The 24,264-nt window shown below is 38.5% G+C and carries 27 protein-coding genes; 3 read left to right on the forward strand and 24 right to left on the reverse strand.

Annotated features, from left to right (window positions below; translation table 11 throughout):
* Position 1: 1 nt before the first annotated feature.
* The 10 genes from QH639_RS22830 to QH639_RS22875 all read right to left on the reverse strand — a co-directional run bounded on the left by QH639_RS22830 (position 2) and on the right by QH639_RS22875 (position 10,534).
* A complete protein-coding gene (locus tag QH639_RS22830; RefSeq protein ID WP_131519536.1) occupies positions 2-1,777 on the reverse strand; it encodes an ATP-binding protein in 1,776 nt (591 codons plus the stop codon).
* Positions 1,770-2,486 carry a response regulator transcription factor gene (locus QH639_RS22835; protein WP_004232215.1) on the reverse strand — a complete coding sequence of 239 codons (717 nt, stop codon included), beginning with the start codon at positions 2,484-2,486 and terminating at the stop codon, positions 1,770-1,772. Before QH639_RS22835 ends, QH639_RS22830 begins: the two co-directional genes overlap by 8 nt.
* Positions 2,487-2,600: 114 nt before the next feature.
* Positions 2,601-3,782 (reverse strand): c-type cytochrome biogenesis protein CcsB, encoded by a 1,182-nt coding sequence (gene ccsB / locus QH639_RS22840; RefSeq protein ID WP_048391290.1) that lies wholly within the window; start codon positions 3,780-3,782, stop codon positions 2,601-2,603.
* Positions 3,779-5,455 carry a cytochrome c biogenesis protein ResB gene (gene resB, locus QH639_RS22845; protein ID WP_131519535.1) on the reverse strand — a complete coding sequence of 559 codons (1,677 nt, stop codon included), beginning with the start codon at positions 5,453-5,455 and terminating at the stop codon, positions 3,779-3,781. The genes ccsB and resB overlap by 4 nt, the downstream gene beginning before the upstream one ends.
* Positions 5,456-5,461: 6 nt before the next feature.
* The gene (gene resA, locus QH639_RS22850; protein ID WP_004232210.1) at positions 5,462-6,001 is read right to left on the reverse strand and encodes a thiol-disulfide oxidoreductase ResA; all 540 of its coding nucleotides are present in this window, start codon (positions 5,999-6,001) and stop codon (positions 5,462-5,464) included.
* Positions 6,002-6,318: 317 nt separating this feature from the next.
* Positions 6,319-7,050, reverse strand: coding sequence for a pseudouridine synthase (locus QH639_RS22855; RefSeq protein WP_131519534.1), 732 nt, complete (start codon positions 7,048-7,050; stop codon positions 6,319-6,321).
* A 300-nt stretch (positions 7,051-7,350) separates the two neighbouring features.
* Entirely contained in the window at positions 7,351-7,938 is a 588-nt protein-coding gene (locus QH639_RS22860) for an alkaline shock response membrane anchor protein AmaP (protein WP_227744819.1), read from the reverse strand.
* 107 nt (positions 7,939-8,045) lie between these two features.
* A complete protein-coding gene (locus tag QH639_RS22865; RefSeq protein WP_131519533.1) occupies positions 8,046-9,116 on the reverse strand; it encodes a D-alanyl-D-alanine carboxypeptidase family protein in 1,071 nt (356 codons plus the stop codon).
* 73 nt (positions 9,117-9,189) lie between these two features.
* Positions 9,190-9,783 (reverse strand): SMC-Scp complex subunit ScpB, encoded by a 594-nt coding sequence (scpB, locus tag QH639_RS22870; protein WP_131519532.1) that lies wholly within the window; start codon positions 9,781-9,783, stop codon positions 9,190-9,192.
* The gene (locus tag QH639_RS22875; protein ID WP_131519531.1) at positions 9,755-10,534 is read right to left on the reverse strand and encodes a segregation/condensation protein A; all 780 of its coding nucleotides are present in this window, start codon (positions 10,532-10,534) and stop codon (positions 9,755-9,757) included. The genes scpB and QH639_RS22875 overlap by 29 nt, the downstream gene beginning before the upstream one ends.
* Positions 10,535-10,589: 55 nt before the next feature.
* Between QH639_RS22875 and QH639_RS22880 the strand changes: the two genes are divergently transcribed.
* Positions 10,590-11,096 carry a DUF309 domain-containing protein gene (locus QH639_RS22880; protein WP_237899821.1) on the forward strand — a complete coding sequence of 169 codons (507 nt, stop codon included), beginning with the start codon at positions 10,590-10,592 and terminating at the stop codon, positions 11,094-11,096.
* On the opposite strand, the gene QH639_RS22885 is transcribed toward QH639_RS22880, so the two are convergent.
* The 12 genes from QH639_RS22885 to QH639_RS22940 form a co-directional block, all read right to left on the reverse strand.
* Positions 11,093-11,464 carry a GNAT family N-acetyltransferase gene (locus QH639_RS22885; RefSeq protein ID WP_004232192.1) on the reverse strand — a complete coding sequence of 124 codons (372 nt, stop codon included), beginning with the start codon at positions 11,462-11,464 and terminating at the stop codon, positions 11,093-11,095. The genes QH639_RS22880 and QH639_RS22885 overlap by 4 nt on opposite strands.
* Before the next feature lie 199 nt (positions 11,465-11,663).
* The gene (gene lysA, locus QH639_RS22890; protein ID WP_131519529.1) at positions 11,664-12,983 is read right to left on the reverse strand and encodes a diaminopimelate decarboxylase; all 1,320 of its coding nucleotides are present in this window, start codon (positions 12,981-12,983) and stop codon (positions 11,664-11,666) included.
* Between the two features lie 224 nt (positions 12,984-13,207).
* The gene (locus tag QH639_RS22895; protein ID WP_131519528.1) at positions 13,208-14,656 is read right to left on the reverse strand and encodes a spore germination protein; all 1,449 of its coding nucleotides are present in this window, start codon (positions 14,654-14,656) and stop codon (positions 13,208-13,210) included.
* 15 nt (positions 14,657-14,671) lie between these two features.
* Positions 14,672-15,463, reverse strand: coding sequence for an RNA polymerase sporulation sigma factor SigF (gene sigF, locus QH639_RS22900; protein WP_281115334.1), 792 nt, complete (start codon positions 15,461-15,463; stop codon positions 14,672-14,674).
* A gap of 10 nt (positions 15,464-15,473) precedes the next feature.
* Positions 15,474-15,914, reverse strand: coding sequence for an anti-sigma F factor (spoIIAB, locus tag QH639_RS22905; protein WP_048391296.1), 441 nt, complete (start codon positions 15,912-15,914; stop codon positions 15,474-15,476).
* Complete coding sequence (gene spoIIAA / locus QH639_RS22910; RefSeq protein ID WP_004232181.1) at positions 15,907-16,260, reverse strand: anti-sigma F factor antagonist; 354 nt, start codon at positions 16,258-16,260, stop codon at positions 15,907-15,909. Before spoIIAA ends, spoIIAB begins: the two co-directional genes overlap by 8 nt.
* Before the next feature lie 239 nt (positions 16,261-16,499).
* Positions 16,500-17,750, reverse strand: a complete 1,251-nt coding sequence (locus tag QH639_RS22915) for a thymidine phosphorylase (protein ID WP_048391297.1) — start codon at positions 17,748-17,750, stop codon at positions 16,500-16,502.
* A gap of 13 nt (positions 17,751-17,763) precedes the next feature.
* Positions 17,764-18,945 (reverse strand): phosphopentomutase, encoded by a 1,182-nt coding sequence (deoB, locus tag QH639_RS22920; RefSeq protein ID WP_131519526.1) that lies wholly within the window; start codon positions 18,943-18,945, stop codon positions 17,764-17,766.
* Positions 18,946-19,043: 98 nt separating this feature from the next.
* Positions 19,044-19,946, reverse strand: coding sequence for a site-specific tyrosine recombinase XerD (gene xerD / locus QH639_RS22925; RefSeq protein WP_131519525.1), 903 nt, complete (start codon positions 19,944-19,946; stop codon positions 19,044-19,046).
* 174 nt (positions 19,947-20,120) lie between these two features.
* Positions 20,121-20,585 carry a ferric iron uptake transcriptional regulator gene (fur, locus tag QH639_RS22930; RefSeq protein WP_004232171.1) on the reverse strand — a complete coding sequence of 155 codons (465 nt, stop codon included), beginning with the start codon at positions 20,583-20,585 and terminating at the stop codon, positions 20,121-20,123.
* A gap of 122 nt (positions 20,586-20,707) precedes the next feature.
* Positions 20,708-21,220 (reverse strand): hypothetical protein, encoded by a 513-nt coding sequence (locus QH639_RS22935; RefSeq protein ID WP_131519524.1) that lies wholly within the window; start codon positions 21,218-21,220, stop codon positions 20,708-20,710.
* 53 nt (positions 21,221-21,273) lie between these two features.
* The gene (locus tag QH639_RS22940) at positions 21,274-21,831 is read right to left on the reverse strand and encodes an NUDIX domain-containing protein (protein WP_237899812.1); all 558 of its coding nucleotides are present in this window, start codon (positions 21,829-21,831) and stop codon (positions 21,274-21,276) included.
* A 76-nt stretch (positions 21,832-21,907) separates the two neighbouring features.
* Between QH639_RS22940 and QH639_RS22945 the strand changes: the two genes are divergently transcribed.
* Together QH639_RS22945 and QH639_RS22950 are read left to right on the forward strand one after the other, a co-directional pair.
* Positions 21,908-22,807 carry an aldo/keto reductase gene (locus QH639_RS22945; RefSeq protein ID WP_131519522.1) on the forward strand — a complete coding sequence of 300 codons (900 nt, stop codon included), beginning with the start codon at positions 21,908-21,910 and terminating at the stop codon, positions 22,805-22,807.
* Positions 22,804-23,283 (forward strand): VanZ family protein, encoded by a 480-nt coding sequence (locus QH639_RS22950; protein WP_131519521.1) that lies wholly within the window; start codon positions 22,804-22,806, stop codon positions 23,281-23,283. Before QH639_RS22945 ends, QH639_RS22950 begins: the two co-directional genes overlap by 4 nt.
* A gap of 16 nt (positions 23,284-23,299) precedes the next feature.
* Here the strand turns inward: QH639_RS22950 and QH639_RS22955 are convergent, their stop codons facing one another.
* Both QH639_RS22955 and QH639_RS22960 read right to left on the reverse strand, forming a co-directional pair.
* The gene (locus tag QH639_RS22955; protein ID WP_281115335.1) at positions 23,300-23,806 is read right to left on the reverse strand and encodes a GNAT family N-acetyltransferase; all 507 of its coding nucleotides are present in this window, start codon (positions 23,804-23,806) and stop codon (positions 23,300-23,302) included.
* Between the two features lie 176 nt (positions 23,807-23,982).
* Positions 23,983-24,249 carry a YqkE family protein gene (locus QH639_RS22960; protein ID WP_036080173.1) on the reverse strand — a complete coding sequence of 89 codons (267 nt, stop codon included), beginning with the start codon at positions 24,247-24,249 and terminating at the stop codon, positions 23,983-23,985.
* Positions 24,250-24,264 lie beyond the last annotated feature (15 nt).

A 24,264-nucleotide genomic window follows, 5' to 3' on the forward strand; every position in this document is an offset into this window, starting at 1 on the left:
ATTAATCGAACGGTAAATAAAACGTGAAGGTCGTACCCTCTTTCAACACACTGTCTACCATTATATTACCTGAGTGAGCCTTCACAATATTTCTAGCAATGGCTAAGCCAAGACCAGTTCCACCCTTGGAACGAGTACGTGCCTTATCGGCTTTATAAAAACGTTCAAAGACATAGGGTAAGTCCTCTTGAGGAATGCCATGTCCTGTATCTTGAACAGATATTTTAGCAAATGTCGGCTCCTGCTCTATTTTCACAGTTACAGACCCTTCATCTGTATGTCTCAGGGCATTGTCGACTAAATTTGTAAGCACTTGTTCAATGCGATCCTCATCTATATTAATCATGGCCTCGTCATTAAATTCACTTTCAAACAACAGACGAACATGCTTTTCTTTTGCTACCTGTGCAAACTTTTGTGTAATACGTTCGAATGTAGAATTAATTGGTAATTCATCTTTATAAAGCGTCATATGCCCTGATTCCATGCGTGCCAAATCTAATAGATCTGTCACAAGGCGACCCATTCGCTTCGATTCATCATAAATAATTTTGGTAATCTCATTTCGCTCTTCCTGATCCTGAATAAAATCGTCATCCATTAATGCTTCTGAGTAACCTTGGAGCATGGCAATCGGTGTCCGAAGCTCATGAGAGACATTGGCAATAAAATCCGATCTTAGTTTTTCTAAGCGATGCTGTTCAGTCATATCACGAATAACAGCGACAGCACCACGTATCATTTCTCCACTATAAAGAGGACTAATGGTAAATGTATAATAGCTGCCATCCATTTCAATTTCCTCTTCTAGTTTATCCTCAAACATCAGTACATGATCAAGCATATGATACAGCTCTGGCGGAATAGGTTTTGCACTTTGTGAGCCTTTATTCACAAACCATTTTTGCATTAGACGTTCAGCTGGTGGATTACTTAATAATATTGTACGATCCCGATTAAATGTTATCACTGCATCTGTCATAGATGTCAAAATATTAGAAAGCTGTTCGTTTTCTTGATTGATAACCTCTAAATTATGCTTTAATTGACGGCCCATTTGGTTGAAGGCAACGGCAAGCTGACCAATTTCATCATTTTGAGTAGTGGGCATTTTCGCTTCAAAATTCCCTTTTGCAATTTCAAAAGCTAATTCACGCATTTTTCTTAATGGCGAAGTTATCCGTGAAGAAAGGAAGAATGCGAAGAATGTCGTCAACACAAATGCAATGAAGGCTGCTAAAAAGACAATTTTCGTTGTTTCCTTAGACGTTTTATGTAACGCATCTGGGCTTTGGTAGATGAAGACAGCTCCATGTACTGCATTTTCAACATTTAGGGGAAAACCAAGTACGACATAAGATTCCATCTTTTCTTGATCAGTTGAAGAAGGCATCATCATTTCTTTAATAATCGGTTCATCTGATTGAAACACTTCATGAAAAGATTTATTGGCTAAAATAGTATCTTGTATTTCTTTTTTGTTGACACCCTCTTGCATCGCAAAGGACACTTCAACATGACTGATAGCGATCAATGCATTGGTCCCTGTAGGTAAAATATCTTTTAATAATTCCGAGGTAGATTCGGCTGTTTCATTGTCATCTACTATACTTGCTACTGTTGCTGCTGTTTGTCGCAATGAAATTTCTGCTTGCTGCATATGGTAATTTTGAAGAAATTCCAGCATTAATACCGTGAAAACAAATAATACAAATGAAACGAGAAGCAATATGGTTACCCATAGCTTCCCGACAACACTATTCCATATTCTATTCATTGACAACCTCAAATTTGTATCCAACGCCCCAAACCGTCACAATCATTTTAGCAGCGTTTTCAGAAACTCGGTTGAGTTTTTCACGTAAACGTTTTACATGTGTATCCACTGTACGTAAATCACCAAAGAAGTCATAATGCCATACCTCTTTTAGTAGTTGTTCACGGTCAAATACTTTGTCTGGCGATTTCGCTAAAAAGTACAGCAATTCATACTCTTTCGGTGTTAAATTAACCTCAATGCCCTCTGCAGTCACACGGTGTGCATCATGATCAATCATTAAGTGTTGGAACACCACTAAATCTTTTGAAGAAGATGCATTAGTCGTTGGTGAGAAAGCCTGTGAACGACGTAGAATAGCCTTCACACGTAACACAACCTCACGAGGACTAAATGGTTTAACGATATAGTCATCTGCACCAAGCTCAAAGCCTTGTACACGGTTCGCTTCTTCGCCTTTAGCAGTTAATAAAATAATTGGTGTTGCTGCGCGCTCTCGAATTTCTGCACACACTTCTAGCCCATCTTTTTCAGGCATCATAATATCAAGTAAAATACAGTGATACTCTTTTTCTAAAGATTTCTCGATCGCTTGTTCTCCATTTTCGGCCTCGTCAACAAGGTATCCTTCTCGCTCAAGATACATTTTTAATAAGCGGCGAATACGATCCTCGTCATCTACTACTAATACTGAAATATTTTCTGACACTTTCACGATCCCTCTCTTCCATCTTTCTCTAACTTCTATTGTACATGGTGTGACACATATTGAAAAGAAAAGAAAGCCTCTTCGCTACAGCGAAAAGGCTTGTTGCTTCACAGGTTACGCGTAGGAGTGTAAACCTGCAAGAATTAAGTTAACAGCAATTAGGTTGAATAAAATAATCCCAAAACCAATTAGTGCTAACCAAGCAGATTTTCGACCTTCCCAGCCTTTTGATAGACGTAAATGCAGGAATGCTGCATAGAATAACCATGTAATAAGAGCCCATACTTCTTTTGGATCCCAACCCCAGAAACGACTCCAAGCAATTTGTGCCCAAATCATCGCAAAGATTAAAGCACCAAGAGAGAATACAGGGAAACCAATCAGCACTGAACGATAACCAATTTCATCAAGTAATTGTAAATTGACACGTTTAACAAGTGGTTGGAAAATGGCACTAATTCGACGGCGAGCAATTAAACGAATTAATAAATACAACACAGATCCTACCAGTAATGACCAAACAACGGTTGTTAATTTTTTTGCATTAATTAACGCTGGCATTTCTACTAATGGCGACATGCCATGTTCTTCTATCACTTCATATTCATTCATACCGAATACTGGAGGTAAATTGTAAATAATTTTACGAGTAGTTCCTTCTTTATCCACATAATTATAGCTAGACTCGTAATCCATCGCACTAAATGTAGATGTTACCGCGACAAATCCAACAACGACTACAAGACAGTACATAACGGCTTCTAACCAAAAACGTTGTTTAGAGGGCTTTGTTAAATCTACTACTTTTAATAAGTAAATAAGTCCTGCCACAGCACTAATGGCTAAAATAGATTGCCCTAATGCTGCTGTAATAACGTGAATTGTTAACCAATGACTTTGTAATGAAGGCACTAAAGGACTTACTTCTTTCGGGAACATTGCTGCATAAGCAATAATCAAAAGCGCAACAGGCAATGCCACTAATCCAAGTGCCGTCAAACGATAAATAAAATAAATTAAGATAAACGCGCCGACAATGAACATACCAAAGGCAGTTGTAAATTCGAACATATTACTTACTGGCGCATGTCCTGTATATATCCAACGCGTAATAAAATAGCCAAGCTGTGATAGGAAACCAATTATAGTAACCACAATGGCAAGCTTGCCCCATTTGCCAGTATTTTTACCAGTAGCATTACCTTGCTTAATTGAACCACCAAATAATAATGTCGCAACTAGATAAGCAATAAACGCTACAAATAGTAAGTTTCCACTTAAGTCAATCAAACTCATAAGGTGTTGTCACCTTCCTTTTCTTTAATGCCACCAGTAGTGGACTCTTCGCTAGCCTCATCTTTCTCTAACTGATCTTTATACGGAGGCAATGCAGCAAATGTTGTAACAGCATCTAAATCCTTTTTCATGCTGAACATATTTTTGTTGACATGGGCAGCCATTAACACACGGCCGTCTGGCTCCACTTGAAGCCATAAACGACGATGATTCCAGTAAGAGCCAATGGCAACACCGATCATAAAGATGACCCCACCAACAAACAGAATAGGGATGGTACTATCTTTTCGCACCGTAATACCTGACATATCACGCATCTCTGCACTAGCAAATTTCATTCTGTATTTATTTTCACCCAGTGGTTCTAAAGGAGGCTGCATAATTTCAACAAAGCTTACTTCTCCTTCAGGAGTTTCTGGTGTAGTCATTTTAAATAAAAATGCAGGATTATTTGGAATAGACGTTTTAGTCTGAGGTTCTCCATTTTCAAATCCATCAAAATCAGGTGTATAGACAAGAATTTGAACGGATGAACCATTCCCTAAATCATATTCTTTTTTAGGATTTGTTAAATCAATCTCTACCTTACCTAATGATTTCTCTGTCGTCTTATTAATTAATTCAAAGTTCATCTGTTTTAATTCATTTAGACGATAATCCATCTGGTAAAGGGCAAAGCCATCTTCTTTCAAAGGATGGTTTACACGAATAGAATAGTCTTTTACTTTTTCTAGATTTTCCGTATCCCCAGGCAATGCATCTTCAGGTTGCTTGTAAAGTGTAATATCGGTCTGGAAGTTTTTAGCCACTACATTCACACCCTGTTTAACTTGCTCACCTTGAGGTGTATTATCATGTGTTTCTAAAATAAAGTCACGGTTTTCAATGAAATAGCCTTCCATTCCAGTGATAGCTCGTGTTTCACCTTCACGCACCCATATCGATTCATCAACATAGAAGCCTGGAACTAGACGTAGCATGACCCCACCTAAAAAAATGATGAGACCTACATGGTTTATGTACGGACCGTAACGAGAAAAGCGTCCTTTTTCAGCTAAGAGAGCGCTACCATCTCGACGAACAGAATACTTCATCTCAGTCATTTTTTGAGCCACTTTATCAAGCGTTTCCTCCGCACTCGCTGACACTTGTCCTTCTGCAACAATGCGCTGACGCTTCATAAAGCTTTCATGTCTTTTAACACGTTGATTCTTTAATGATTTATAAAGTGGAATGCCTCGGTCAAGACTTGCCACTATAATTGAAACTGCTAGCATACCAACTAAAATCTGGAACCACCATGAGCTATATAAATCCGAAAGCCCCAACGTATAATAGATTTTACCGAATGTACCATATACGTCTGCGTAATAAGCCCCCTTCTCCATATCAGAAGCTTTTACGTAAAACTCTTGCGGTAGTAATGTTCCGACTGAAGCAGCAATTAATGTGATAATAATTAAGGATATACCAACTTTAACACTTGAGAAGAAATTCCATATTTTATCAACAAATGATTTGTTATATGTTTTGGAGCGAATGGCCATACCATCATAGCGCATATCAACAACTTTATTTTGTTTTTCTTCTTCGGTTAAAGGACGACCACATTTCTCACAAAGCTTCGTGCCGTATGGATTACTATGACCACAAGCACAAATGATTTTTTCCATCGTCATTTACTCCTTATTTGGCTTCACTAATTCCATGTACGAAGCAATATCTTTCTCCGTCATTTCACCTGTAATAATTTTGGCCACTTTGCCTTCTGGATCAATTAACACTGTTGCAGGTAATTGTCCTACATTATAAGCAGTCATAACACTTTTTGTTTTGTCGATAACTACTGGAAATGACAACCCATATCGATCGACAAAATTCTGTACTTCAAAATCTGTTTGAGCAATATTGACAGCTAATGTTTGTACACCGTGATCTTTAAATTCTTGATACTGATTGTCCATTGCGGGCATTTCCTTCTCACAAGGCTTACACCAAGTTCCCCAGAAATTTAAAAATACCCCTTGCCCTTTATAATCCGACAATTTATGTTTTTCACCGTTTAAATCTACTAACGTGAAGTCAGGTGCCTCAGAGCCTACTGCTACTAACTCTACTTTTTCCTTTGTTGCTGTTCCATATACTGTGTACCCGATTGCCAACGCTAACACAGCTAAAATGACAGTTCGCAGTACAAGACGTTTTTTCTTTTTCTCCAAGTTAATAAACCCCCTATCAATTACGGCTTGCGTTGCTTTTACATATTGAAGAAACAAATAGAACTTTTTCACTCTCTATACGTCTATAAATATGTAAAAGCTTCTTTCACATTGACGTCAACAATACCGGATTAAATGTGTTACAGCTTTTTTGAACAAACTGCTACTAGGTGTACTATTCTCACCTATTATAGCAAAATGATACAAAAACACTTAGCTATTAATTATGAATGATTTATGAACGATTTCACCACAAAGAAAGTGTAAACATCCAAATACCTCTTGTGGTATCCACACTTTCTTCTGGCACCATTGCATTAATCAAGCTTTCCTGTTTCTGCTAACACACGTAGTTGCTTTACTTCATGCTTTGATAATTCACGGTATTCTCCTGGAGTAAGGCCAAATAAATCTAAGAAAGCAAAGCGTTCGCGTTTTAATTTAACAACGGGTGTTCCAATCGCTTCAAACATACGACGAACTTGGCGATTGCGCCCTTCATGAATCGTAATTTCGCAAATAGCTTTGCCCGCTTTTTCATCGAAAGATGTCATGCTTACCTTAGCAGGTGCTGTCTTACCATCTTCTAATTTGATCCCACGTTGAAGCTTTTTAAGTCCTTCAATTGTTGGCACACCTTTGACACGAGCGATATATGTTTTGTCAATTTTAAATTTCGGATGTGTCAACATATAGGAAAATTCTCCATCATTTGTCAATAGCAATAATCCAGATGTATCATAATCAAGACGACCAACTGGGAAAATACGTTGCGGAATATGATGAAATAAATCTGTGACAGTTTTGCGTCCTTTATCGTCTGTAACTGCAGAAATTGTTCCACGTGGTTTGTAAAGTAAGAAATATACCTTATCTTCTTTTTCTAATTTCACACCTTCTACTTCAATTGTATCGGAATTAGATACCTTTGTTCCTAACTCACGAACCACTACACCATTTACTTTAACTTTACCTTCTAAAATCAATTGCTCTGCCTTGCGCCTTGATGCAACGCCTGCATAGGCAATGACCTTTTGTAATCTTTCCATTTCTTCACCTCTAGTTTTCTTTCACATTGACACGTTCGTCATCATTCGATTTCGATCCAATGAATAGGGTTATTTTTCCCGCTAATCTGTGAAAATTATGTCATACTTTTAGACATTATTAAAGAAAAACAAATTTCACATTTTTTAATTAAGTATTCCGACTAATTTCTCATTCGTTAATTTCTTAACATTTGAACCGAGATTTTGTTTTGTTTACTAGCAGTATACTCATTTGATAATCATGCGAATCGATTGTAAAATGTTTATTTTGACACAAAAAAAGCTACCATTCGGCAGCTTTTATTTGTATACATTTTCAATTGTTAGGCCACGCTGCTTTAACTCATTGGCTATATAGTTTTTAGCCAGTACCATGTTGCCTGCCAAAGGTTCCTCAATTGTGGAACCATCTTGAATTGTAAAAACCAGATGATCAGGCTTTGTCACACCACTTTTTTCTAGATTAACCTGCTCAACTTTCACTATTTCTTCCCACTCGACAAAATTTACTTTTAAACTAAAAAATGGATTCATATGAATACCGCTTGAATCTATCCATTTATAAGTATTAAAGCTTAATGCGATGAAACCTAAGGCAATTAATAAGGAAGTAGACACTAGACCACGTTGAATATTCTTTCTTTTTTTCGTTTTAGGTATGATCAAATAATTGATTAGTAGTACGAGGGCCATGACAAATAAAGAGACCATAAAGATAATATAAGCATTAAAATAAGGTGCAAAATAATAAAATTCATTTGGTCGATATAGTATCTCTTGAATTGGATATAGTAGAATGACAGGGACAATTAAACTTGATAAAAATAAGATAATGATTAGCCCAAATTGAATTTGCCTACCATTACTTTCCATTGAAGCTTTCCTCAATTTATGCACCCCCTTTTTAAGAAAATTAAGAATTTTTACACTCATTATCATTTTACCAAATTTAACATCAATTGATCAAATAATGTAAAAAAATCAGCAAATCGTTTTTAACGATCCGCTGATTCAACTTTTACTGGCGTTGCATAAATCCGTTCTTCTCCTATAAAGATCGACAAAACTGCTTCTTGGCGTTTCCTTGAAACATGTAATACTTGCCTCACTTGTTCTTTCTCCTCTTTATTTAACTGTAGTCGAACGGGCTCTTGTAAACGAATAGCTAACTTTTTATTGACATTGTATTTACCCTTTTTCACTACTGTTTCAAGACTATAATCTTGCCATACTTTATTAGATAAGCCTCGATGTACATTCCAATCATCTGATTCATTTAATGTGACGACAATGCAGATTTGCCCGTCCTTTTGAAAGGCCGTTGCAAGTGTTCGTCCAGCAACCTTAGTAAAGCCCGTTTTCCCAGCGAAAGCAGTACCAGTGGCTGACTTTAAGGAACTAACAGGCTGTTCTGTCTCATCATCTATATCTGCCGCCATTCCTGAGCCTTCTCTTAATAGACGGTGTTTATTTTCCCATAGCATTCCGTTTACTGTATTTGCCCGATAAAGTACCGTTGAAGCAATTTTCTCAAAGGTTTTATTTTGCAAAGCAAGTCTTAACATCTCAGCAGTATCTCTTGCAGACGATAAATGCTCATCATGATGAAGACCAGAAGGATTCATAAAGACGGTATTGGTAAGACCTGCAATAACAGCTCTTTCATTCATTAATTTGACAAAACCCTCTACAGAGCCTCCTACATGTTCGGCTAAAGCTGTTGCAGCATCATTGCCGGAACGCAGCATTAAGCCATACAATAACGTTTCAACTGTCACCGTTTCACCAGCCTGTAGGTAAATAGAGCTTCCCTCAGCCATAGCAGCCTTCGGAGATATTACAACTTCATCCTGCAAGTCACTATTTTCAATTGCCACAAGTGCTGTCCAAATTTTCGTTAGACTAGCAATAGGTAATCGTTCATCGCTATTGGACCCTATTAAAATCCGTCCAGTATCGCCATCTAAGACAGCATAGCCGCTTCCTCCTCTTGCAAAGCTAGTCTGAGGAAGCATTACCATTAACACAATGATCATAAACAGTGTTAAACGAAATAACCGAAGCAACGAGCCACTCCTTATTCAATGTGATAGGAAATTATAGATTTATATTTATGTTGAAGGCCAACCATTATACCCATTATTTTGCCACGCTAAATGTCTCTTGGAACTTTGTCATAAATAAATCTGTTTCTTGTTCTGTATCAACAAGATCCTCTTCAGGTAGAGGAGGCATTTCTTCTATACTATTTAAGCCAAAATAATGTAAAAATTCTTTGGTTGTTCCATATAAGATGGCACGTCCAGTCCCTTCTGACCGTCCTACTTCTTTAATTAATCCTCGTGAAACTAATGTTTGAATGGGACGCTCACACTTGACACCACGCAAATCTTCTATTGCTACACGGGTAATGGGCTGTTTGTATGCCACGATTGCCAACACTTCGAGGGAGGCTTGAGATAAGGATTGTGCGGTTGGATTTTCTACTAATCTTTGAATCGTATCGGCAAACTCAGATTTTGTAATGAGCTGATAAACGCCTGCAATTTCTTTCACCGTGATTCCTCTTGTTAAATCTTCTTCGTAGGTTTCTCTCAAGGTATTCATTGTTTGCAGAATCAGCTCTTCCTGCTCTCCTAAGAGTTGTGAAAGTTGTTTAATCGTTAAGCCATCATCTCCTACAACAAATAATAAGGCTTCAATTCTACTCTGTAACATCAATGTTTTCGTCATCTTCCCATTCCTCCTTCTGTAAGGTAACCGTTAATTCTTCAAAGTTACCATCTTGCTCTACGATGACGACCTGACGTTTCATCAGTTCAAGAAGAGATACAAACGTCAGAATAAGTGTTGGCTTATCTTCAAAGGGAAAAAGCTCGAAAAATGATGCACGTCCACCTGTTAATCGTAAAGAATCCACAACAGAGCGCATTTGATCTTTTACTGATCGTTCCTGCCTTGCTACAGTAGTTTTTAATGGTTTTTTTAATTTTTTGCGACGCATTAATTTCTGAAATGCTCCAAGCATATCATAGATATTCACATTCAAATCAAATAAAGCCATCTGTTCTTCTGAGGCTAATCCTGTTAAATCAGCAGGTGGCCTCGTAAATACCTGTGCTCGGTCTGTTTCAAGCTCCTGCAAATTACTAGCTGCTTCCTTGTATTTTTTATATTCGATTAAGCGTTGCACCAGTTCTTCACGAGGGTCAGGGCCGTCCACTTCTAATTCTGCGTCCTCCATCTCTCCTTCGTGAATTGGCAATAACATGCGGCTTTTAATTGCCAGTAACGTTGCTGCCATTACTAAATATTCACTTGCTTCATTTAACTCTAATACTTGCATTGCATGTATATGGTCGATATATTGTTGTGTAATTTCAGCCATTGGGATATCATAGATATCAATTTCCAATCTGTGAATTAAATGCAATAATAAATCAAGAGGCCCTGAAAAGGCTTCTAATTTTACTTCATAAGACATTATTTTACCACCCTGAGATTCTATGTTCTTTTAGTATAGTGGAAAGGAGTCCAAAATGCATCCACAGCATCATACTTTATTTATAGATTACTGTGCCTATTTTAATGGCAATCAAGATTTTTTTGAATGCCATGAAGTGCTAGAGGAATATTGGAAGGAAATTGCACCTGGCGATAAAATGCATCCGCTTGTCGGCTATGTGCAGCTGGCAACAGGTTTCTATCATTGGCGACGTGGTAACAATACTGGTGCTAAACGAATTTTAGAAAAAGCACTTCATAACTTTCAAGTAAATGAAGGGCATGTTTTTTTCCAAGAAATTGATTATCTTGAACTCCTAACACAAATAACAAAAGCTATCACTTCGATTGAAATGGGCAAGTCCTTTCAATCTTTCCAGCTTCCTCTCTCACCTCACTTGCTGGATTTAGCCCTAGTACGTATAAAGCTTTTGCCATCAAATAGCTCAAATTATCTTCTTCATAAACATATGCTTCGAGATCGCTCACATATTCTTGCAGAGCGACAAGAAAGCAAACAAAGAAAAAGCAGACGTTGTTAATCGTCTGCTTTTTCATCGATACAATGAATACATTTTTGAACAAAACTACGTGTTTCATCTGTAGCGCGTACACTTTCATATTGGCCAAGTTCCGCCACTTCTTGAAGCATCTCCGTTGCTACGCCCTCTCCTCTATAGGAAGGGATCACCGACACGTGCTGGATTGTGGCTATATTATGCTCATCAACAACAAGCCCTACAATGCCAACATATTCATCATTCTTTTTCCATAAGTATAAAACCCAATTATCGTCATTTTCATAGGAGTGGATGGTTTCTGTAAGCTTTTTTACGTCTTTTTCGTTAGGCATAAATGAAAGTAGCCCCATTGCTATTTTCTCTAAAGCTTTTTTATATCGAATTAACATATTTGTCTATTCCCTCTTTTTCTAGCTGTACATAATCTTTGACTATCCTACACGATTTGTACTTTTACCGCAAGCCAATTTCTGTCTTACGAACCAGGTCCGAGAATACCTTTCGACGCCAACACCCAATAGACTACGCCCCATAATAAAATAAATGTTGTAATGGACGCTAGTAATACCCACTTATTTTTCCTCAAATTTACTCACCCTTTTTTAAAGTTAGCGGGAGATCGTTTTGCACAATATCTTCATAACTTTCGCGGCGAATAGCTAGTTGATGCTGTCCATCCTCTACAAATACAACTGCAGGTCTTGGCACACGATTATAGTTACTAGCCATCGAATAACCATACGCACCTGTACAGAAGATGGCTAATACATCACCTGAAGCAGCATCTTGTAGTTTAGCATCAATAATTAATTTATCGCCAGATTCACATAATTTACCAGCAACTGTATAAAGTTCATCTTTCGGCTCGTTCGCCTTACTTGCAATGACTGCCTCATACTTAGCGTCGTATAATGCGGGACGGATATTATCGCTCATACCTCCATCAACAGCAATATATTTCCGCACATCTGGCACAGTTTTTTGTGAACCGATTGTATAAAGAGATGTTCCTGCATCACCTACAAGTGATCGACCTGGTTCAATCCAAATTTCCGGCATCTTCAGTCCAAGAACAGTTGCTTTATTTTTGACAACTGTAATCATATCCTCTACATATACTTGTGGTTCAAGCGGTGCATCTTCTTCAGTATAACGAATACCAAAGCCCCCACCTAAGTTTAACACAGTACATGTAAATCCGTGAGTCTTGTTCCAATCAGAAATTTTGTCAATCAATTTTTCTCCAGCTAACCCAAAGCCGGCAGTGTCAAAAATTTGTGAGCCAATATGGCAATGTAAACCAAGAAGCTCTAGGAATTCATGGTTAAATGTTTGTTGGAATGCTTCATCTGCTTGACCATTGTTTAAGTCAAAGCCGAATTTTGAATCTGCTTGACCTGTCGTGATGAAATCATGCGTATGTGCTTCCACACCTGGTGTAACACGTAATAATATACGCATTTTTTGCTGACGGCGCTCCGAAATATCTTTTAAAAGCTGTATTTCATAGAAATTATCTACAACAATACATCCAATCTTGGAGTCAAAAGCTAGCTCTAATTCAGCAATGCTTTTATTGTTACCATGAAAATGAATGCGCTCTGCAGGGAAACCAGCCTTTAAGGCCGTAAATAATTCGCCACCAGATACAACATCCAATGATAAATTTTCTTCTGCTGCTAATTGATACACTGCTACACATGCAAATGCTTTTGAAGCATAAGCTACTTCTGCTTTTACACCTAGTTTTTTAAACGTATCGATAAAGCTACGCGCACGCTTACGAATAAGTGCAGTATCATACACGAAAAGTGGTGTACCATACTCTTTTGCTAGCTCTAATGTGTCTACCTGTCCAATTGTTAAATGACCATCTTCAGAAATCGCTTGTGTTCCATATAAATGCATGTGCATCTCTCCCTTTTCACATCGTTCCATCTTGTTATTTTTACGATTTGAAAGTGGAATGGTTCTTTACTATATTAGAACCATTCCATCAAAAAATTATTTCCCTCAACTATAAAAAACAAATGTATAGTTCTTACTTTTTCTTGAATGAAAATAATTTTTGCAAAAATCACAAAATACTATATGTGAACTTTATCACATGAAAAAAACGAGTGCAACGGCTCCTATGATCTTTTTCGCTGTTTGGAAGCGACTACATAAGGTCTTAGTGCATCCGCTGTCATTGGGAAGCGAATAATGACACGAAGCATCGCTGTTGGAAAGAATGGAACAAGCGGCCATAAATAAGGTGCCTGCATTGGTCGCAATGAACATAAATACGTAAACAATAAAAATAAACCAATAAATAACCCATTGACACCCCAGAGACCCGTCATCAGAAGTAACAGTAACCTAAAAATTTTAATGGAGATACTAAGCTCATAGGATGGAATAATGAAAATAAGAATGGCTGCCACCGCTGTATAGAGGACCACCTCTGAAGAGAATAATCCAACATCAATGGCAATTTGACCAATGATTACCCCCGCAACCAACCCCATCGCTGTGGACAGTGGTGACGGAGTATGAATGGCGGCCATCCTCAAAAATTCTATTCCAATATCTGCAATCAAAATTTGTAGTAATAAAGGTACATGCGATTTCTCCTCCGTACCTAAAAAGGAGAGGGCATCTGGAAGTAGGGATTCATTCGTTGCAAATACATACCACAATGGCAATAAAAGTAAACCCATTACAGAGCCAAAATATCGCATAAAACGTACGAACGTCCCTACTGTGGGTGCTTGACGATATTCCTCTGCATGCTGCAATAAATGAAACACTGTAACAGGTACTAAAATAACGGATGGAGAAGTATCGACTAATATAGCTATATGCCCTTCAAGTAGATGCGCTGCAGCAATATCAGGTCTCTCCGTATAACGTACAAATGGAACTGGGTGGAACTTTTGTTTAAAGAGCCATTCTTCTAATGATTTATCGGCCATCGTCAAGCCATCATGATTTATTTGTCCAAGACGCTGTCGTAAACTTTCGAGCATATCTTCATTGGCAACATCCTTCATAAACGCGATCGCCACGTCGGTTTGACCGATTTTGGATATTTTATGTAGCTCGAAACGTAGATTACTATTACGAATTCGCCTACGTATTAAGGCAGTGTTTTGAGAAATCCCTTCTGTAAAGCCATCCCTTGATCCACGGATAACTTTTTCATTATCCGGCTCTTCTGGAGAACGACCTGGATAGTTTCTAAGCTCCGCAACATAGCAATAGCCACTTTTAGTAATAAAGGTGACTTGTCCACTTAAAATGGCTAGTAAATAGGCTTTACGCTCTGTTTCTTCTGAACGTCCATGGAAATTAAAGTAAGACTCAAAATATTCCTTCTCATCCTCTACATCAATTTCAATGTCCTCTTCTGGAAGCATGCTAGATAGTAACTGTGTTAAAGCTTCTCCATCTACAAGCCCACTAATATATGCACAAAGGACCGGCAAATCTTTGACAAATAAGTGTTTAATACCAACGTCAAACGATTCGCCGTCACCAAATTGTTCTATAAGAAAATCTTCGGCTTCTTCTAAGCTGTTAAATAATTTATTTGTCATGCTGTCACCATTTTCTTAGATGTCTTTTTTTATTGCTTCCTGCTCCACTGTTGCACTTGTTGCCATCCAACTTTTCAGCTGGGCAAGGATTTTTTTCTCTAAACGGGAAACCTGTACCTGCGAAATACCTAATCTATTTGCAATTTCAGTTTGCGTGCAATCTGAAAAATAGCGAAGATATATGATAGACTGCTCTCTTGGCTCAAGTCTTGTTAGTACTTCTTTTAATGGGATGTAATCAAAGAGTTGCTCCGATTTTTCATCCTTCATTTGATCCATTAGTGTAATGGAATCCCCTTCACTCTCATACAATTGCTCATGAAGAGAGGCAGGGTCTCTCAGTGCATCGGATGCGGTAACAATTTCCTCTGTTGTCACACCAAGCACCTGAGCAAGCTCTTGAATGGTTGGTGGATGTTCATTCTTTTTAATAAATTCATCTGTAGCATGACGGATTTTAAAATTGAGCTCACGAATAGAGCGGCTCACCTTCACCATGCCATCATCCCTTAAAAAGCGCTGAATTTCTCCAATGATCATCGGTACAGCATAGGTTGAAAATTTCACATCATAGGTTAAATCAAATTTATCCACAGATTTCATGAGCCCTATGCAGCCAATCTGGAATAAATCCTCAAGCTCAACACCTCTCGTTGTAAAACGTTGAACAATGGACCACACAAGTCTCGTATTGCCTTCTACCATTCGTTTACGAGCCTCATGATCGCCCTGCTGTGCGCGTGCAATTAAATCACGCATTTCCTCCTGAGACAATAGCTTATCGGACGACTGTTCTAACGGCTTCACGGGTTTAACCTCACATTACCGCTGTGCGAACTGTGTAAAATTTCTTCGTGAATGTTACAGTTGTTCCTTCTTGCCATTTTGATATAACTGTCAGCTGATCTGAGAAGCTATCCATAATCGTGAAGCCCATACCCGAACGCTCCATCATACTTTTTGTTGTAAATAATGGCTCCATCGCTCGACTAACGTCTTCAATTCCTATCCCTTTATCCATGACAGATACTGTCACAATATCATCCTCACGTTTAGCATGAACTGTCACAACACCCTTACCATCTTCTTCATAGCCATGAATAATAGCATTGGAAACTGCTTCTGAGACAACTGTTTTAAATTCTGATAGCTCATCAATAGTTGGATCTAATTGAGCAATAAAGCCTGTAACAGCTACACGCGCTAAAGCTTCATTTTCACTAATTGCCAAAAAAGTTAATGTCATTTCGTTATCCATTTACAATCCCCCTTACGCGATCAATCGCTTGTTCCTCTGTTGCATCCATCATCCACGGTCCTAAACCTGAAAATTGAAATACTTTTCGCATTGTTGGCGATGGATTCAATAATATAGTTCGCCCAGCAACTGCCTCTAACTCACGCATACGACCAAGCACTAATCCAACTCCCGAACTATCCATGAAAGATAGTCCTTCCAAGTTCCAAATGATGGTCGTCACAGTGCCTTGAAAAATTGCTGCAGAAATTTTCGCTCGAATTTGTTCAACGGCATGATGATCGAGCTCCCCAAACAAACGTATAACGACTGTCTCTCTTGTGACCATTTCTAATTGATAATGCATGAACATCGCCTCCTCCTCGTGCAATTCCACATTCAATAGGTTGAATCCTTGTGGCTGACAGAACTAGTGCAAAGTCTTCCGAAATAGTGTCTAATCGACATACTTATAGCTTTTTAGGTTATGTGCAGTATGGGATAAATCTACAATTTCTAAACGCTATCGAGCTCTAAATTTTGGCGATTCATCGAACGCACAAAAAAGCGAGAACCCTTATAAGTGAGGGCTCTCGCTAATAATCTTTATGCAATTGTATAAGCTTGCTGAATTTTATTAATTGTCTCTTCATCAATTGGCTGATTGGAATACAAATAAGCAATCGTATCGCCATTATTGACATGATCACCTTTTTTGGCGATTAGCTGAATTCCTGCATCATAATCAAGCTTTGATTCCTTCGTTAAACGTCCAGCGCCTAGACTAACACTTGCTTCTCCAACTAATAAAGCATTAATCGTCTCCACCGTGCCCTCTGAAACCGCTGTCACTGCTACTTTATGAGCTGTGTCATTTTGAACAATATCAGAGACTACTCCTCCTTGCGCCACAATAAACTCCTCGAATTTTGCAGCTGCAGAGCCATCTGCTAGCACTCGCTTAACAGCAGCTGTTGCTTCCGCTTCATTCACACCTGCCGCAATTTGGTACATCAAGGAAGAGATGACAACACATTCATCAACCAAATCTTCATGCGTTTCTTCCATACGTCCACTTAATAGGGCATAAGCCTCCACTACCTCAAGCTTATTACCAATCATTTTCCCTAACGGATTATCCATATCACTGATGTGTGCGATAACTTTACGGCCAAGTTTTTCTCCAATAGCCGTCATTGTATCTGCTAAACGCTGTGCTTCTTCCTGCGTCTTCATAAACGCACCTGAGCCACATTTTACATCGAGGACTATACCATCGGCACCACTTGCAATTTTTTTACTCATAATCGACGCTGCGATTAATGGAATAGAATCGACAGTACCTGTCACATCACGCAATGCATATAATTTTTTGTCGGCTGGTACTAGATTACCTGTTTGTCCAGCAACGGCAATTTTATGCTGATTGACATTATCAATGAACTCCTGTGATGAAAGCTCTGTTTTAAAGCCCTGAATGGATTCAAGTTTATCAATTGTCCCACCAGTAATCCCTAAGCCTTTACCACTAAATTTCGCAACAGGAATTCCTAGAGCAGCAATAATTGGCGTAACAACAAGTGTAACCTTGTCACCAACCCCTCCAGTTGAGTGTTTATCAATTTTAAAGCCTTCAATAGATGTTAAATCAATGACATCGCCTGATTCGATCATTGCCTTAGTTAAATAAAATGTCTCATCATCAGACATGCCTAATAAACGTATTGCCATTAATAAAGAACTTGCTTGATAATCTGGGATAGAGCCTGTCGTATAGCCTTCAACAAAATACTGAATTTCAGCTTGAGAAAGCTCTAATCCTTGTTTTTTCTTTTCAAACAATTGAACCATATTCATACAAAAAACCCCCTTATTTCAAATCATGTAAGAAACTTTTACCGAATGGCGGTGCGTCTACATGAAAGTTTTCTGCAACTGTTGCTGCAATATCTGCAAAGGTTTCACGAAGCGCAAGTTCCGCACCACCTTTAAAACGTGGTGAATAGACAATTAGTGGTACATATTCGCGTGTATGATCTGTTCCTGGAAAGGTTGGATCATTGCCGTGATCTGCTGTAATAATTAATAGATCGTCTTCTGACATTGCCTCTAGAATTTCTGGTAGACGTGCATCAAATTCTTGTAATGCCTGTCCATAGCCTAGAGGATCACGTCGATGGCCGAAATTGGCATCAAAGTCGACTAAATTTAAAAAGCTTAGACCACGGAAGTCACGACGTACAACTTCTGCAAATTGATCCATACCATCCATATTATTTTTTGTACGTACAGAATCTGTCACACCTTCACCATTGAAAATATCTGAGATTTTTCCAATTGCAATCACATCTAATCCCGCGTCCTTCAAAACATTCATTGTTGTACGACCAAATGGCTTTAACGCATAATCATGACGATTGGATGTACGAGTAAAGTTTCCAGGCGTACCAACAAATGGTCGTGCGATGACGCGACCTACTAAATATTCAGGCTGTAATGTTAATTCACGAGCAATTTCGCAAATTTTATATAACTCTTCTAACGGAATGATTTCTTCATGAGCAGCAATTTGTAAAACAGGATCGGCTGATGTATAGACAATAATCGCACCTGTTTCCATATGCTCCTTCCCGAAATCTTCAATTACTTGTGTACCACTTGCTGGCTGATTGCATAGCACTTTCCGACCTGTACGTTTCTCTAGCTCATCAATTAGCTCTGCTGGAAACCCATCTGGATACACTTTAAAGGGTTTATCAATATTTAACCCCATGATTTCCCAATGGCCTGTCATCGTATCTTTACCAACTGATGCTTCTTGCATTTTACCGTAGTATGCTTTAGGGTCAGTAGTTGCATGCATTCCATGCAATGGTTCAATATTCGCTAAACCAAATGACTCCATTACTGGCATTGTAAGCCCATTCATTTTTTCAGCGATATGTCCTAGTGTATGTGCGCCAACATCCCCAAATTTTGCAGCGTCTGGCGCTTCACCAATACCTACGGAATCCATGACAACAACATGGATTTTGTTAAATGGTTTATTCATAATGGTTGCCTCCTAATCTCATGACTCTATTTTACCAAAAAAATGCGAAAAATAAAGGTCAGACATCCGACTGAAATATAATTTTTTCCTATTAACTTTTAAGCCCGTGGATGGAATTGCTTATAGACCTCAGATAATCTTGTTTTGCTAATATGTGTATAAATCTGCGTAGTAGAAATATCTGCATGACCAAGCATCTCCTGCACCGCTCGTAAATCGGCTCCATTTTCAACCAAATGAGTGGCAAAGGAATGACGCAATGTATGTGGTGTTAATTCATGTTGGATGCCTGCCTTTAGCGCATGCTCCTTCATTAATTTCCAACAACCCTGCCTTGTTAAACGTTTCCCTCTTTGATTAATAAAAAACGCATCTGTTTTGGGGTACTTTCCCTGTAATTGACTACGAGCACCATTTAAATAGGCATTTATTGCCGAAAGTGCGCTTTTGCCGAGTGGAATGATTCGCTCCTTGCCACCCTTCCCAAATACACGTACAAAACCCATTGTTATATGAATATCAGCTAAATCTAGTGCAATAAGTTCACTGATGCGCATACCAGAGCCATATAATAACTCCAGCATGGCAAGATCACGTATACCTTGTGGCTTACTTTTATTAGGAGCTGTTAGTAAAGCTTCAATCTCTTGGATAGATAAAATATTAGGCAACTTTTGCTCAATTGTCGGCATCTCCAAATGGACTGTCGGATCAGTTTCTGCGCGCTTTTCTCGTAGTAAAAATTGGTGGAAACTCCGAATCGAAGAAATATGACGGGCAACGGTACGACTTGTCTTTCCCTGTGCCCGCAATTGCTCTAAATGGCGTAATATAGTTGTCCGTTCTACCACACTAAAATCAGACATACCTTCTGCTTCCTTTAAAAAATGTACATAGCTTTCTAAATCTCGGCGATAGGATGCTAATGTATTAACAGATAACTGCCTTTCCACCTGAATAAAATGGATATAGTCCTCTACTGCATATTGAAATTCATTCATCACAACGCCCCCTCACTGTCAATTATTCTCTATTTTAGCATGGCCTTAAGAAATGTGCTAAAGGACCCTCCATTCGACATAAACCACCAACCCTAATGGTGTCTATACTTCAATAAAATAACAAAAAACTGCCCGATTCAATCTATACCAAAGATTAAAACAGACAGTTTTTCGTTATTTTTCTTCATTCGATTCGTCGTTTTTATCATGACAGCGCCAGCATATGCCGTGGAAAGTTAGTCGGTGATCTTTTATGATAAAGTTCCAACGTTTTTCAACAACGGCTTCCACATCTTCAAGTAAATCTTCTTGAATTTCATCAACAGCACCACATTCGATACAAACAAGATGATGGTGGAAATGGGCAGCTCCCTCTTGGCGTAAATCATAGCGCGATACGCCATCGCCAAAGTTGATTTTGTCGACAATTTTGAGCTCAGTTAATAATTCTAACGTTCTATAAACAGTAGCTAGACCAATCTCAGGTGCTTTTTCTTTTACTAAAAGATAAACATCTTCAGCACTTAGGTGGTCCTCTTCGTGCTCAAGCAAAACAGCAACTGTCGCTTCTCGCTGCGGCGTCAGCTTGTAACTAGCACTATGCAACTGTTTTTTTATACGATCAATTCGGCTCTCCATGTGACGCCCCCCTAAACTCTTTCCATTATACCAAAGGAGTAAATCCTATTACAAGATAGTGAATAGATTTCTAACATGCTTCTACTTTTTTATCTGATCACAATTTTGGTCTATTCAATCCATCATTTTAACACATAAGAAATAACAATAAACTCAGCAACTATTATGATGAAAAATGCGATAAAATTCAACAAAATTGTCCGACCAGATACTTGTTTCCCGATTTTTCGCTTTGACCAAGCGGGTACAAGTAAATTGCATAGGACTAGCAACAATATACAATAGATGAGCTGAAATGGAAACCACCAAATCGTATAAAGCCAAAAAGCTTCAAGTTTTTGTAATAAAAAAACCGAACTAAAGCCAAAAAAAGTGGCACGCATGGCTACCGTCACACGCACTAACACCTTTAAGACGCTATGTGTTGCTAGTAATAATATAAGACCTATGGAAATAGCAACAGGCAGTACTAAACGAAAAATGGATTGCCTGTCCCCATCTGCTAAACGAGGCTCTATAAATAATAGAAAGGGTTCCGCTTTCGGTCCACCAATAATATGAAAGAAAATAACGCCACAAACAAAACTTACTGCAATGATGGAAGCGTGATAAAAAATAGACACCGTACGAGACATAAACATGCTCCTTTTCTATCAAGGTTTGTACAGCTTATGCTCGTCCGTCTCTATTATGCTAAAAGATTATTTTCTAAATTTGCAGCTAGCCATAGCACTGCGAATGCTGTTTTAGCATCATATATACGCTGGTCAGCCACCATTACTTGTGCTTCTTCCAACGAAACTTCTAATAGTTCGACAAATTCATCCTCATCTAAATCTGCTTTATTGTCTATTGTATATAATCCCTTCGCCACAAACAAATGAATAACTTCATCCGCAAAGCCTGGTGATGTTGCAAATGTTTGTAAAAAAGTAAGTTGATGTGCGCCATAACCTGTCTCTTCCTCTAATTCTCGACGTGCTGTCATCACTGGCTCCTCACCTGGCTCAAGCTTTCCAGCCGGAATTTCAATAATAGAACGCTCCAGTGCTTTGCGATATTGCTCTACTAACACTAGTTTACCCTCGTCCGTAACAGCAATCACTGCTACTGCACCTGGATGCTTTATTATTTCACGTTTTGCATCCTGTCCATTTGGTAAAGTGACATCATCAATTTGTAGTTTTATTATTCTACCGTCATAGATCGGTGTCGTTTTCGTTGTTTTTTCCTCAAACTTTTTCATTGACGATAACCTCGCTTGTTCTTCAGATATGTTCATTGTACCATTACAAGTAGAGAAATCGAAGGAGGTCATTCGTATGAAAAAAAGACAGCTTGGTACAAGTGAATTGTTTATTTCAGAGATTAGTTTAGGAGGCATGTCTCTTTCGACAGATAAAACACAAGCAGCTGCCATTGTCGATATGGCATTAGATGCTGGCATTAACTATATTGATACAGCGGATTTATATGATTATGGTGCAAATGAAGAGATTATCGGTACAACGTTAGGTAAGCGTCGTCATGATATCATTCTAGCAACAAAGGTAGGTAATCGGTGGGCAGAAGGGATAGATGGCTGGCATTGGGATGCATCACCATCCTATATAAAAGAAGCTGTCCATGCTAGCTTACGACGTTTAGGAACAGACTACATTGATGTATATCAATTACACGGTGGCACAATCGAAGATGATTGGGACGGGATAATTGACACATTTGAAGGACTGAAAAAAGAAGGGCTTATTCGTGAATATGGTATATCCTCCATACGTCCTAATGTATTGCAGCGATTTTTACCTGCAAGCTCCGCTAGAAGCGTCATGATGCAATACAGTGCCCTCGATCGCCGCCCTGAAGAATGGTTTAACTTTATTGCGAAACAGGGTGCTTCTGTTGTAACACGTGGCACAGTGGCAAAGGGCTTATTAACGAATAGCTGGCAACAACGTTTACAACATGTAAATGGTTTTAACACCTATACTGCTGAGGAGTTAACATCAACGTTAACAGACTTAGCTATACACTATGATGATTTGCATGCTTTGGCTATCGCTTTTAATCTGAAAGAGCCAACAATCGCTTCTACGGTCATTGGTGCAAGCTCACAACAACAACTAGCACAAACGCTTGCTTCCTACGAGAAAATTAATTCAATAACAGATTTCAAGGTAGCTAATGTGCTAACAAAAAATGAGTACTATCAAGAACATCGATGAAAAAATGGCTAATTTTACTCATTTGTCTAGTTGTACTAGTAATCTCCTCTAGTATGACCTATGAGCAACAGAGTATACTACCAGAATTAGAAGATTTGCTCGCCAATAAACCTTTCGAAGAACAACTATCTATTTTAAAAATTCCCTATTGGGGAATCATCGTTTCAGTGGAAGAGCGAGGTTATTTTCCATTTGTAGAGTTTTTAATTCGTAAATTGACACACTTCATGGGATTTGGATGCATCGCACTTGGCCTTTACTTTGCCTGGGGAAAAAGACGTTTTGCAGCAAGTATTGCTATCGGTGGAACAGCTATAATTGCGGTGCTTGATGAATTTCGTCAAGGCTTTACGCCAGGTCGTACAATGAGTGCTCAAGATGTGCTTGTCGATACAGCTGGAGCCATTGTTTTTGTTAGTCTCATTGTTGCAGTAAGAAAAATACTCAAAAATAAAAGACAAAAGGCTCAATTATAGCCTTTTGTCTTTTATTTTAAAGGTGGAACCGCCAAAAATAGAGGGACTTCGTTTCTTTAAACAAGACAGCCCCTGCTTTTTCCAAAACTCGATGGGAAGCCATATTTTCTTTTTCCGTGTCAGCGATAACGTATTTTACATTTGGCTGATGGAGTAACCAGTCTTTAAGAGCTATGATTGATTCTGTCATATAGCCCTGCCTCCAATAAGGAGGCAAAGTATAATACCCGATCACCACTTCCTCTTGCTCATTTGGCGTACCTTTTAGCATTATGCCACCAACAGCACAATTTTTTTCTTTTAAGACAAGTAACCAATTCGTGTGCCACAGATAATTTTGCTCGTCTTCTAATACTTTGGAAAGTCTAAAATACAACGCTTGTTTAAGCTCGTCATCTAAACTCCCTACACCTTTACTTAATGACAACTCCGCCGCCATTTGCTCCTCATGCGCTATTAGTAAATTAAGATACTTAGCGTTTAAAGGAATTAATCTTATTCTTTCTGTTTGTAATTCTACCATGTTGTCTCCTAACATAATTTAATTGATACTAAACTACAATTAGGTATATGTTATTGGCAGCGTCTCCCGTTCCATTAATTTCAAAAATCTCTCCTTATATATCGACCACAACCGTATAAATTTTATGCTGTAAATATAAAACAGTGAACCCACCTATGTGAATTCACTGTTCTCTCTTAATATTTAGTACCTTTATCACCGTATTCGTTCAAAAGTTCTTCAAACGATTTGTTTTTTTCTCGTTGTTTACGTTCAAAGGCCAGTTTTGCTTGACGTTCTTCTTCTGCCGCCTGCTCTTTAGCAGTTAAATCTTGCTTCGCTGCTTTTAATTTTGCTAGCACATCGCCACCTAGCTGATCTGCTAATGTAACGGCCTCTTGCTTAGGTAGACTAGCTGTTACACTATTGTCGGTATGTTGTTGCTGTTTTCGTTTCTTTCCCATTTCTAATCACCTTCT

It is taken from the genome of Lysinibacillus sp. 1 U-2021 (genome assembly GCF_029916965.1).
GTDB classification, from domain to species: domain Bacteria; phylum Bacillota; class Bacilli; order Bacillales_A; family Planococcaceae; genus Lysinibacillus; species Lysinibacillus capsici.